11 protein-coding genes are annotated in these 12,496 nt (G+C 45.6%); 9 read left to right on the forward strand and 2 right to left on the reverse strand.

The genetic code is table 11. From position 1 onward, the window contains the following. Nucleotides 1-43: 43 nt before the first annotated feature. A complete protein-coding gene (locus tag F8C67_RS08515) occupies nt 44-838 on the forward strand; it encodes an SDR family NAD(P)-dependent oxidoreductase (protein WP_151667414.1) in 795 nt (264 codons plus the stop codon). 7 nt (nt 839-845) lie between these two features. Here F8C67_RS08515 and F8C67_RS08520 read toward each other — a convergent pair whose 3' ends face one another. Then, nucleotides 846-1,892: a hypothetical protein gene (locus F8C67_RS08520; RefSeq protein ID WP_151667415.1), complete on the reverse strand. Its 1,047-nt coding sequence runs from the start codon at nt 1,890-1,892 to the stop codon at nt 846-848. Between the two features lie 111 nt (nt 1,893-2,003). On the opposite strand from F8C67_RS08520, the gene F8C67_RS08525 reads away from it, so the two are divergent. The 4 genes from F8C67_RS08525 to F8C67_RS08540 all read left to right on the forward strand — a co-directional run bounded on the left by F8C67_RS08525 (nt 2,004) and on the right by F8C67_RS08540 (nt 5,243). Next, nucleotides 2,004-2,864, forward strand: a complete 861-nt coding sequence (locus tag F8C67_RS08525; RefSeq protein WP_151667416.1) for a helix-turn-helix domain-containing protein — start codon at nt 2,004-2,006, stop codon at nt 2,862-2,864. Nucleotides 2,865-2,932: 68 nt separating this feature from the next. After that, the gene (locus F8C67_RS08530; RefSeq protein ID WP_151667417.1) at nt 2,933-3,481 is read left to right on the forward strand and encodes a carboxymuconolactone decarboxylase family protein; all 549 of its coding nucleotides are present in this window, start codon (nt 2,933-2,935) and stop codon (nt 3,479-3,481) included. Between the two features lie 126 nt (nt 3,482-3,607). Continuing rightward, the gene (locus tag F8C67_RS08535) at nt 3,608-4,330 is read left to right on the forward strand and encodes a DUF4919 domain-containing protein (protein WP_151667418.1); all 723 of its coding nucleotides are present in this window, start codon (nt 3,608-3,610) and stop codon (nt 4,328-4,330) included. A gap of 64 nt (nt 4,331-4,394) precedes the next feature. Continuing rightward, entirely contained in the window at nt 4,395-5,243 is an 849-nt protein-coding gene (locus F8C67_RS08540) for a DUF2911 domain-containing protein (RefSeq protein WP_151667419.1), read from the forward strand. A 54-nt stretch (nt 5,244-5,297) separates the two neighbouring features. Here F8C67_RS08540 and F8C67_RS08545 read toward each other — a convergent pair whose 3' ends face one another. After that, nucleotides 5,298-5,966, reverse strand: coding sequence for a MarR family winged helix-turn-helix transcriptional regulator (locus F8C67_RS08545; RefSeq protein WP_151667420.1), 669 nt, complete (start codon nt 5,964-5,966; stop codon nt 5,298-5,300). 93 nt (nt 5,967-6,059) lie between these two features. Here F8C67_RS08545 and F8C67_RS08550 point away from each other — a divergent pair, with 93 nt between their 5' ends. The 4 genes from F8C67_RS08550 to F8C67_RS08565 all read left to right on the forward strand — a co-directional run bounded on the left by F8C67_RS08550 (nt 6,060) and on the right by F8C67_RS08565 (nt 12,484). After that, nucleotides 6,060-8,420, forward strand: a complete 2,361-nt coding sequence (locus F8C67_RS08550; RefSeq protein ID WP_151667421.1) for a TonB-dependent receptor — start codon at nt 6,060-6,062, stop codon at nt 8,418-8,420. A gap of 91 nt (nt 8,421-8,511) precedes the next feature. Further along, on the forward strand, nt 8,512-9,900 hold the full coding sequence (locus F8C67_RS08555) for an ATP-binding protein (protein ID WP_151667422.1): 1,389 nt from the start codon (nt 8,512-8,514) through the stop codon (nt 9,898-9,900). Then, nucleotides 9,900-11,561: an FAD-dependent oxidoreductase gene (locus F8C67_RS08560; protein ID WP_151667423.1), complete on the forward strand. Its 1,662-nt coding sequence runs from the start codon at nt 9,900-9,902 to the stop codon at nt 11,559-11,561. Before F8C67_RS08555 ends, F8C67_RS08560 begins: the two co-directional genes overlap by 1 nt. Continuing rightward, nucleotides 11,558-12,484, forward strand: coding sequence for a bestrophin family protein (locus F8C67_RS08565; protein ID WP_151667424.1), 927 nt, complete (start codon nt 11,558-11,560; stop codon nt 12,482-12,484). Before F8C67_RS08560 ends, F8C67_RS08565 begins: the two co-directional genes overlap by 4 nt. Nucleotides 12,485-12,496: the final 12 nt, after the last annotated feature.

The following is a 12,496-nucleotide window of genomic DNA, read 5'->3' on the forward strand; positions in this document are numbered from 1 at the left end:
GTAGCTAGGGCATAGATCTTTGGAGTATCCGAAATGAAGAACTATGCAGAAACTTGATTCAAATTTCTTGAGAAAATATGGCCCTTGGGCTGTTGTAACTGGGGCGTCATCAGGCATTGGAAAGGCGATAGCAGTTGAGCTTGCAAATTCCGGCTTCAAGTTGATCTTGGTTGGAAGAGATTTATCACGACTTCAGAATATTACCAGAGATTTCGGTAAAACGGTAGAGGTCATCCCTGTGGTTGCCGACCTTTCCATAGAAACTGAGAATGAACGGCTCATCGATATTTCAATGAGGTATAACGTCGGGTTACTTGTCTTGTGCGCTGGATATGGCACATCGGGACCGATATACCACACTTCGAAGGATTCGGAACTTGGAATGGCGAAATTGAACATGCTGTCGAGCTTGCATCTCACGCACCATTTTGCCAATAGATTCGTCGGGTTGGGCAAAGGTGGAATTGTGCTGATGAGCTCGATAGTTTCCTTCCAGGGAGTGCCGAGAGCATCCAATTATGCTGCGACCAAGGCCTACATACAAACGTTATCAGAAGGTCTTGCTCTAGAACTAAAGGGAACGAATGTGGATCTAATTGCGGGCGCTCCGGGACCAGTGAAATCGGGCTTTGAAAAACGCGCGAACATGCGACTTCAGAATGCGATTGAACCAAAGCTCGTGGCTACCGAAATCTTGAATTCACTGGGAAAGAAAATGACGGTATACCCTGGAATTTTCTCAAAATTTGCAAGAGTAGGATTGGGAATGTTGCCAAGAACTATTCGAACTGCGATTATGGGTAAGATTATGAAGGGGTTTACGGCGCATCAGAGGTGAAATTGTATTATTCTAGCTCTTCCCTGAACTCATCTTCTAAACCATCAAGTAGCCAATCGCTTATTGACCGTACCATTCGTTCTGTTGTAATGATAGGTCCTAAATCAAAGTACTCTGAATCTCGATAATATAATTGAGACTTCATTGTTGGAATTGATTGACCAATATTCAAGCGTTCTGACCATCCACGATATTCGCTACCACTATCGTTATAATAATACTTTCGTTCCTTTTGTGGATTAAGTACCCTACCATATGAAGACTGCTCTACAGTACAGTAAGTTAACCTAAGTAAATAGAGTCTACTGGATTGATTATCAGGTGAAATACGAGATGAGTGAATCGAAACATTTAATTGCCTGCGTAGCAAGCCGATATGACCTTCTGTATTACTGAAGCCCAATGTTTCATTCAGGATTTCCTTATAATGCAGAGCCACACCCAATTGAGCCTCCTTAAGGACAGAAATTTCCTGATTAAACCCCTTAATAAATTGGTTCATTTCCGCTTTTGCCGGTTCAAATGAATCAGTTGATTGCAAGTAGTGAATATGACTCTTTCGGTTTTCTATCTTTTTCTTGAAGTCTTTTATTCTATCTGCAGTAGTCACTTCTTCTAAAACACCTTCCTGGTGAGTGAATTTAAACTCCAGTAACCTTGTGATTTCTTTTACATCGTGAATGTGGGGGTCTGCATAAATTCTCGAGGTAGGATACCATTGGGGCAATGAATCTTTGTCAAGTGGAATTACCACAATAAATCCAAACCCTTCCTCTTTAACCCGTTCGATTATAGCACTCTGCTCAATTTCTGTATTGAAGGTCTTTCCCCAAAGTTTTCCTGAGAGAATTACAACTACTCTGGCTCTACTTCTAAAAATATCAGCAAACTCTATATTCCCATCTTTTCCTATAAGGTCTTCTTGATTCTCAGAATAAAGGAATGTCTTAAGATGAGGATTCAATTCAGCTATCATTGACTTAGCATATTTCAAATCCTCAGCAGAGAGTGAAATGGCTATGTCATATTCAAAGTCTCTATTCTTTCTCTTCATATGCTATCAATGAGAGGTTCCTAGAATTATTCAATGCCTCAATTTACTTAAGAGACGAGTAAATCTAGACTTTTCTGGTAAGTAAAGTATACATGATACGTCAACCTCCACATGATCTTTAACGGCCCAACCAACGAATATTTCGAAGTTTCTGAACTCGATTCTGCCAATCATCACATTGTGAGCGAATCGCGCAAAAGCGAACTCTCTCTTTTGTGGTTCACAGAGGACAATAACATTCTTGAAATTGATGCGGTAGAACATTCCTTTCAGAAGAATGAAGTGGTAAGCCTTACCGAATTCCACAAAGTGGATGCGAGTAAGGTAACGAAGGCTCGATTCCTTCGATTCAATCGCGCATTCTATTGCATTCTAGATCACGACAGCGAAGTTGGCTGCAAAGGAATTCTATACTACGGTTCCTCTTCCCTTCCCAAGATAAAGCTCGAGGGAAAATCGCTTGATGTTCTAGAGACGGTTTGGAAGCTGCTCGAAATCGAGATGGCCTCGGCCGATCAACTTCAACAAGAGATGCTCCAAATGATGCTGAAGAGAATCCTCATTCTCATCACTCGTGTATATAAAGAAGGTAAAGCTTACGACGAACTCAACGATTCGAATGAAAATGTGATTCGACAATTCAATTTCTTAGTTGAGAGGCATTATCGGAAACACCACGACGTGCAGTCGTACGCTCGAATGCTACACAAGTCGCCTAAGACGCTATCCAATCTCTTTCACAAGCTGGACGAACGGACTCCACTTCAATTCATCAAGGATAGATTGGCGCTTGAATCGAGAAGGCTGCTCGCCTACACCGATTATAACGTATCGGAAATTGCGGATCAGCTAGGCTTTAACGACATCCAATCGTTCTCCAGATTCTTCAAAAAGGTCCACAATCAGTCGCCTTCCGAATACAAAGAGGCTCCCTTGGGAAAAATCGATAAACCAGAGGGAAAAGTCGACTAACTCCTGCCCTGTCTATCGTCGGACATTCGTCTTGTCAAATTGAAACATCAATCTAAAAACAATACGACATGGCAACTTTCAATGTACCGACAAGAGAAGAAGTATCAGAAAACAATCAGGCAATTTTCGACAAGCTTCAAGGGATGCTCGGAATGGTTCCGAATCTCTACGCCTTTTACGCACACAGCGAAAATGCGTTGGGAGATATCCTTGGGCTTCAAAATCGCAAGACGAGCTTGAACAACAAAGAGAAAGAAGTAGTGAACTTGGTTACTAGCCAAGTGAACGGCTGTCGTTATTGCCAATCTGCCCACACGGCAGTAGGTAAAATGAATGGCTTTACGGACGATCAGATTCTTGAAATCCGCAGTGGTCGTGCTTCCTTCAACGAAAAACTGGATGCCTTGGCTCGCTTTACACAATCATGGGTTGAAAACCGCGGTAGAGCTTCAGAGGCTTCAGTAAATGCTCTTCTTGAGTCGGGTTATTCTCAAGAGAGCTTGGTGGACATCGCCTTGGTGATTGCTGACAAAACAGTGAGCAACTTCATTCACAACTTGGCTCAATTTGAAATCGACTTCCCGGTAGCTCCAGAATTGGAAGCGGCCGCCGTGTAATCGACTCTTCAAACTAAAACCACCAAAATCCCGTGCGAAATAGGGCGTACGGGATTTTTCTATTCTGATAGGTTTGATTTTCACTCTTGCGAATTCCATGTATCTTGAAATCAAATCTCAATTTGCATGAAATACGTATTACTCTTTGCAGCCACACTCTCACTCGCGAGCCTCAAGGCCCAAGACAGAATTGTGTTCTTCCCTCCTGATTACGAAGAAATTGAAGAAGTCATTCAAGACGAAGATTCGGAATACTACTATCCCGTGATGATGGAGTCTTTTCTAAGTGGTGATACACTTCTGACGCTAGAACAGTATCATTATTTCTATTATGGATTTTCCTTTCAATCCAACTATAGAGCATACGGAAACACACAAGTTCCCGATTATGTGGACGACATGCTCGAGGAAGAGGAAATTTCTGATGAAGATGCCGAAAGATTCTACGAATGGGTAGATAGTGAGCATTTGGATAACCCGTTTCAAACTACCGCCTATCTGTTGGAATTAGAAGTCGCTGACCGACGTGGGGATAGCGCCAGATATGTGACCGCCTATTGGAGAGTTAACCGATTCTTGAGAACCATATTCGATAGTGGCAAGGGGGATTCACGCGATAATCCAATTTACGTAATCAGCGTTCCCCATGAATATTCCATCATGAATCTCATGGGTGTACGAAATGTGAAACAGTCATTGGTTGATCATTTTGACAAAATGGAACTTGCTGAAAATGAATACGGTCTCGAAGTGTTGTGGTTTGATATAACCGCGGTTCAGGCATCTTGGTCAAGGATGATGGATGATGAGATTGAAGTAGAAGAGGTAAACGACGACGAGGAAGAGTAAACGTTGTTTAAACAATGTATACCTCTGTATTTGTTACCTTGCCTTTCCTTAACAAACAAACGACATGAAAAAAGTATTGACTCTAGCGCTTGTTGCCCTTATGGGACTTAGCGCAAATGCTCAAGATTTGCCTCAACCATCACCTTCGGCTAACGTAATGCAGCGCGTAGGCTTGACCGACGTTGAGATCACGTATTCTCGTCCCGCTATGCGCGGCAGAACCATTTTTGGCGACCTCGTTCCTTACGGTGAGATGTGGAGAACTGGAGCCAACAAAGCGACCGCTATCAACTTCAGCACCGACGTAGAAATCGAAGGTCAGAAGCTTGAAGCTGGAACCTACAGCTTGTTCACTATCCCGAATAAGGATTCTTGGACAATCATTTTGAACAAGAACACTGAGCTTTGGGGTGTTGATGGCTACAGCCAGGATATGGATGCCGCTCGTTTCGAGGTAGAAGCTGAAAAAGGAGCAAAAATTGAAAGCATGCGCATTAGCGTTGAAAATGTTTCAAACAACAGCGCCGATGTTGTGATTGCCTGGGCTGAAACAAAAGCCAGCTTCACAATTAAAGTGAACACCGATGAAATGGCCATGGCTAATATCGAAGCTGCTTTGGCAGCGGACGATGCTACATGGAGAACTTACCTGAACGCAGGTAATTACTACTTGCGCAACGACATGGATGCAGCGCAAGCATTGGAGTACTGCAAGACTGCTACCGAGATGAACGAAGAAAACTGGTATGCGCAGTTCGTTTATGCTCAAGCTCTTGCTGCAAACGGCATGAACGACGAAGCCGAAGAAGCTGCTGCCGAAGCAAAAGAAATGGGTCAAAATGCTGCCGAAGAAGCAGGCGAAACGTTTAACTATGGTCCTATGATCGACCAATTCGTTGAGGGTATCGAATAAGATTTTTGAATCACACATAGAAAGTCCCGCTGTGTATCGCATAGCGGGACTTTTTTATTCCATATAACACTCCTCTATCGTATCGAGGTCGTATTCCTTTTGCTCGTCATATATCTTCTTGTGGAATTGATCTAGCGTTCCGAGAATCTCTACTAATCGAGCCACTTCCTCTTTCTTCATGTGAGCCTTCACGATCTTTCCAACACGCTGCAATGGCGGAAGTACGCTGAAGAAAACTCCTTTGCCGTACTCGGTCAGACGAACACGCTTGGCGCGCTTGTCCTTGTCATCCGTAAACGACTCAAGCACTCCCTCACGTTCCAGCCTTCGGATGATATCCATCCCACCGCTAGTCTCACCCACATTCATGGCAATGAGCTCAGATTTAGTCAGGCTCGCTACGTTGGCCAGCGCGGCGACATACGCGAAGTCGTCAGCAGATTTAAGAGGAGAACTGGAGAAAGCATCTTTGATGTAGTACTTCGCATACTTATTTAGTCGGACCAAGTAGAAACTCAACGCCGCATTCGGATCACTTTTGCTCATCAATCGCACCGGATCGAAGTCAGGAGTGTCCACAATTTTCACCTGACTACTATCCCATTCTTCTACCGAGCTACTCAACCATCTCGCAAAGCGCATCGGGTCGTCAATCCCTCCCCTTTCCACATATGTGTCGATGTGAGGAAGAATTTTTTCAAGCAAGCTGAACTTTGTCTCCATTTCTCTGTTATTGTGATTCTGAAACAAATTTACGCTTTTTATTGCGAATCTATTATATATTTGCAATGAAATAATCGGGAAACAGAACAACCAATGAAACGTATCGTACTGATTACCGCCTTCTTACTCTCTTTGGCCAGTTATGGTCAAGGTGTGATTCAAGGGCGTGTTTACGATGAAGGCAACAATGAAGGCCTTCCACTTGCCGAAGTTGCCGTTGAAGGCACTGACATTAAAACGGCAACAGACCTCGATGGGAATTACATGCTCACTGGCCTCGAGCCTGGCCTGTACAACATTCAAGTAAAAATCTTGGGGTATCGCTCCAAGGTTGAATTCGAAGTACAGGTTACACTTGCCAAACCTGCTGAGATCAACTTCCCACTTCAGCCGTCAAGTGAGCAAATTGAAGAGGTCGTCATCTCCGCTCAAAACCAGTTCATCCGCGATCCGCAATCGCCAGTATCTGTGCAGAGCTTAGGACTTAACGAGATTCAACGAAATCCTGGTGGTAACCAAGACATCTCTAGGGTAATCCAAAGCTTACCTGGCGTGGCTTCATCGGTAGCGTTTCGTAACGACCTCATCATTCGAGGTGGTGGTCCAAATGAGAACCGCTTTTACTTAGATGGAATCGAGATTCCTGCCATCAACCACTTTGCCACACAGGGTTCAAGTGGTGGACCGGTGGGCATGATCAACGTGAACTTCATTCGCGATGTAGACTTCTTCACGTCAGCCTTCCCGGCACAGCGCGGAAACGCCTTGAGTTCTATCATGGAAATCAACCTAAAGGACGGCAGAACCGATAAAATTGGTGGCATTTTTCAAGTAGGTGCAAGCGACGTAGGGTTGACAATTGAAGGTCCCATCAGCGAGCGAACCACCTTCTTAGCCAGTGCTCGTAGGTCATACCTTCAGTTTCTGTTTGGTGTATTGGAGCTCCCTTTCCTTCCTACATACAATGACTTCCAGTTTAAGGTAAAATCGAAGCTCACCGACAATCAGCAACTCACTATTCTAGGCCTAGGTGCAATCGATCAGTTCTCGTTGAACCTCGATGCCAACGAAACACCTGAACAGCGCTACCTCCTCAACTCACTTCCTGTGAACGAGCAATGGAACTATTCAATCGGCGCAAAGTATACCTACTATCAGAACAACAGTTTCACCAACGTGGTCGTAAGTCGATTCATGCTGAACAACACCGCCGAAAAGTTTGAGGACAACGATGAAAGTGGCCGACAACTTCTCGACTATGTGAGTCAGGAAATCGAGAACAAGCTTCGCATCGAGCAAGTGTACAAGCGCGCTAGCTGGGACGGAGTATTCGGTGTGGGCTTTGAGGAGGCGAAGTACAACACTTCCACGCTCGACCGTCAGATTCCGAACTTCGAACTTGACTATGAATCGGATATCAGACTTTACAAATGGTCGATTTTCGGAAACTACTCACAGCGCATTCTAAACGAACGTGTGAATATTAGTGTGGGTTTGCGCACAGATGCAAACACCTTCAACGAAGAAATGAGCAATCCGCTCAATCAACTTTCTCCGAGAATTGCCATGAGCTATTACATCAACGACTCGTGGACAATCGACGCGAACTGGGGAATCTACTATCAACTTCCACCGTACACTACGATCGGATTCCGAAATTCAGCAGGTGAGCTCGTGAATACCGACTTGAAGTACATTCGTAGCACGCACTATGTATTGGGTACGAGCAAAGTGTTCTCGTTCAACGCAAAACTAAGCGTGGAAGGATTCTACAAGGAATACGCGCAGTATCCAATGCTCTTCCCTGATTCTATTTCACTCGCAAACCTAGGTGGAGACTTTGGTGTGGTAGGAAACAGGGAAGCGGAAAGCACCAACAATGGCTGTGCTTACGGTTTGGAAATCACATGGCAGCAAAAACTCTACAAGGGTTGGTTCGGAATTGCCGCCTTCACCTTTGTGCGATCTGAATTTGAGGACATCGAAGGAAACCTCATCCCGGCAAGCTGGGATAACCGCTTCATTGCCACCATCACGGCAGGAAAAAAATTCGGCAACAACTGGGAGCTCGGAATCCAATATCAATTCTTGGGCGGAACACCATTCACGCCGTTTGATGTAGATGCCACGGCTGACCGAAACAACTGGGATAACATCGGACGTGCAGTGCCAGACTACAGTCTACTTAACACACAAAGATTGGGTGGCTTCAATCGCTTGAACCTGAGAATCGACAAGAAATGGTTCTTTGAGCGCTTTAACCTGGACTTGTATTTCGACGTACAAAACGCGCTTGCTCAAAGCGTACAAGGCCAGCCGTTCTTACTTCCAGAAACGGATGCCAATGGCGATCCAGTTGTGGACCCGAACGACAATAGCAAATACTTGATGACCACCTTACCAAATGAAACGGGTACGGTAATTCCAAGTGTAGGGCTCATCTTCGAGTTCTAAATTGAATCTAGATAGCAAATGGAGAAGGCGGGCTAAGGCTCGCCTTTTCTCATTTATTGTTTCTATATTCAAGTGATAAACCAACCGCCTAATGCAGACAGATTTACTCACCTTCCTCTCTGATTTAGAAGTTTTTAGCGAAGTCCCTCGGGAGTCTATCGAGTGGATGATAGGATGTGGAGAGGTCACCACATACCAACCCGGAGAGTTTCTGTTCAAGAAAGGCGAAGCATCCCAACACATGAGCATCATCATTGAGGGAAAGTTTGAAGTGTATCAGATTACCGATAGAGGTCGAAAGTTCTTCACCGAATTCGAACCTGGTGAGATTACGAGTCAACTCCCTTATTCTCGACTAAAAGAAGCAAGTGGCTATGGTGAGGCGATGGAAGAGTCATGTGTGTTTCGACTGCACAAAGATTGCTTCAGAGAAATGATTTCGAATCATTTTGAACTCACGCGTTCGCTTGTGCATCTCATGACTAGCCGCGTTCGGAACTTCACTCAAATGCAAGTTCAGAATGAGAAGCTGATGGCTTTGGGAAAGCTAAGCGCGGGTCTAGCCCACGAACTGAACAACCCGTCAAGCGCTATGGTACGCAGCGCAGGTGAACTTGCATCACAGCTCAGGCGAGCACCTGAGAGTTTCAAAAAGCTATTAAAAGTTCAACTCAAGGAAGAAGAGGTCGATGGCATTCAAGAAATTCTTGTTTCCAAACTAGATGCCGAGCCTCCCAAACTTTCCATGATGGAACGAAACGGCAAAGAAGAAGACGTTGCCGATTGGCTGGAAGCACATGGAGAGCCAAATGGCTTCGATTACGCCGAGCATTTGGTTGAGTTCGGGTTCAGTACAGCCGACCTCGAACAAATGTACCAACTCACAGGTCAAGCTAGCCTTCCTCCCACCCTTAAATGGATTGATGACCAGCTTCGAATTGTGAAAATGGTCGGCGAAATTGAGGAAGCCTCAAAGCGCATAGGCTCGCTCGTGAGCTCTATCAAACGCTACTCTTACATGGACCGTGATGGAGATCGCCAACGGGTGGATATCCAGGACGGACTGAGGTCAACCGTCACCATGCTCGCGCACAAAGCCCGAAAAAACAAGGTGAAGATTGAGGAGAACATGAACGGCGACGCTCCAACAGTACTCGGTTTGCCGGGCGAACTCAATCAGGTGTGGACAAACATCATTGACAATGCACTGGACGCCATGGAGGACAATGGAGGTACGCTCACGATTTCCACAGAATCGGACGACAACTATGTGAGAGTGCGGATTAAGGACTCAGGTCCGGGTATTCCGGATGACGTTAAAACGCACATTTTCGAGCCGTTTTACACCACGAAACCTCAAGGTAAGGGAACAGGACTCGGGCTAGACATTGTCAAGAAAATATTAGATCAACATCACGCGGACATCCGTGTAGAAACTCAACCTGGCAACACAGAATTTACGATTGCCTTTGCGAAATAATGAACACAGCGAAACCTTACATATTTGCGGTAGACGACGACCCTCAGGTAAGTCGAGCGATACAACGCGATTTGCGTAAGAAATACAACGCCGAATACCGTGTACTTACCTCCATTTCCGTGCTTGAAGCGGAGTCGGCCTTAAGCGAACTCAAAAACCAAGGGGCAGAAATTGCCCTGTTTTTGAGCGATCAACGAATGCCAGACATGCTTGGAGTGGAGTTTTTGTCGAAGGCTCGGGAAGTTTTTCCGAAAGCCAAGCGCGTATTGCTGACGGCCTATTCGGATACCGATGCAGCCATTCGCGCTATCAACGAAGCCGAACTCGACTATTACTTGTTAAAACCATGGGACCCACCCGAAGAAAAGCTCTACCCTGTTTTGGATGACCTTTTGGACGAGTGGAATGCGGGAAGAAATCAAATTCGATCAGGACTTCGAGTTATTGGAACGCAATACGACCCTAGAAGTCACAAAATCAAAGACTTTCTCTCGTCGAACCTGTTTCCCTATCACTGGATTGACAAGGAATCTACAGCAGCGGCTGAACTTCTATCTATCAACAAACTAGAAGGCCAAGGTCCATTCATTTTCTTTGAAGATGGCAGCCACATCCATCAGCCAGAATTGCCGGATGTTGCACAAAGACTCGGATTGAATTCAAGTGCGTCGAATGAGGTGTACGATGTGGCCATCATCGGTGCTGGTCCTGCCGGATTGGCCGCAGGTGTTTACGGTGGTTCAGAAGGATTGGAGACCGTACTCATCGAAAAACACGCCCCTGGAGGTCAGGCTGGAACAAGCTCGAGAATTGAAAACTACCTCGGTTTTCCGAAAGGCTTATCTGGACAAGACTTGGCGCGTAGAGCCATTACGCAGGCCACGCGTTTCGGCACAGAATTCCTCTCCCCTTCTCAAGTTGAGAACATCACCATTGGCACTCCACTGAAAACCTTAAACCTTTCGGGCGGAAAGTGCATTCACGCGAAATCGGTAATCATTACAACGGGTGTGAGTTACCGACAACTCGACACACCAGGCGTAAAAAATCTTACCGGAGCAGGAATATACTACGGAGCGGCTACTACGGAAGCTACGACCTGCACGAATAAGGACGTATTCGTGATTGGTGGCGGCAACTCTGCTGGTCAAGGTGCGGTGTATTTAAGTCGATTTGCGCGCAAGGTTCGTATTGTCATTCGCAGGCCGGACCTTACCTCTAGCATGAGTAGCTATTTGATTGATCAGATTGATGCCATTGACAATATTGAAGTAATCGGCCGTAAGGAATTGGTAGAAGCTAAGGGAGATGGACATCTGGAAGGCTTAGTATTCAAGGATTTGGACAATGACGCAAAGCTTGATTTTGAAGCTCAGGCGCTTTTCATATTCATTGGAGCGAAACCCTTTACTGATTGGATTGACTTGCCCATCATCCGAGATGAAAAAGGATTTTTAAAAACGGGAGGCGATCTCCTGAATTTGGATGAATTCAAGCAAACTTGGAAGCTTGAGCGCGACCCCTACCCGCTCGAGACAAACATTCCAGGAGTATTTGCTGCGGGTGATGTTCGCAGCGGAGCTATGAACCGCGTGGCCTCTGCCGTAGGCGAAGGCGCTATGTCGGTAAGTTTTGTCCATAGATATCTGAACGAAGTATGATTATTTACACTCCGAACCAGCACTGGTTCAAGGATATTGGTCACCTCGCGCGTTCCTGGACCATGATTAAAGTGATGCGCGCGGTACTGATGATTGGTGCCTACACCCTTGTCGTAACACTCGTACACAACTACATCTACGAATGGTCGTTGCGCGAAGTTTCTGGACTCTTTTCCCTCCTGGGAATCGTTCTTTCCATCCTTCTCGTATTCCGTACGAACAGCGCTTACGATCGTTGGTGGGAAGGTAGAAAGCAATGGGGTGCTTTGGTAAACAACTGTCGAAATCTGGCCATCTATTGCGATGTTCACCTTCCTCAAAATGATAAGATGACGAAGATGATAATTGCGAGAGACATCGGAAACTTCTGCTTGGCCTTTGTAGAGCACTTGCGCTCAGGAACCGTCGTTGAAGAACTCAAGGGTCTAAGCGATGAGGAAATTGCATTGTATAAGTCCAAAAGCCACGTCCCCAATCACATCTCCAAGCAAATCTATCAGACCATACACGACGCGTACAAGGATGGGAGAATTACGGGCGAAGACCTTCGAAATTCACACCTGATGCACAAAGCATTGCTCGACATTTTGGGCGCCTGTGAGCGAATCAAGAAAACCCCAATTCCCTTCAGCTACAATGTGTACTTGAAGGTTTTCATTACGGCTTATGGACTTCTGCTTCCGTTTGCCATGCTTACGACGTTGGGATTCTGGACCATTCCGGCGGTGATGTTTGTCTTCTTCGCCTTTATCGGTGTAGAGATGATGGGAGAAGAAATCGAAGATCCATTTGGATTGGACTGTAACGACCTTCCAACGGGCCTAATCGCCAATACGATTCGTGAGAATGTGCTTCACTTGATGGATGTGCCTCACGAACATTGGGAAAAGGTTCCGGAGAAACCTTATGAGAAAGTATTCTAGACCACGAACGTC

It is taken from the genome of Phaeocystidibacter luteus (assembly GCF_008933115.1).
In the GTDB taxonomy this organism is placed as follows: Bacteria; Bacteroidota; Bacteroidia; order Flavobacteriales; family Schleiferiaceae; genus Phaeocystidibacter; species Phaeocystidibacter luteus.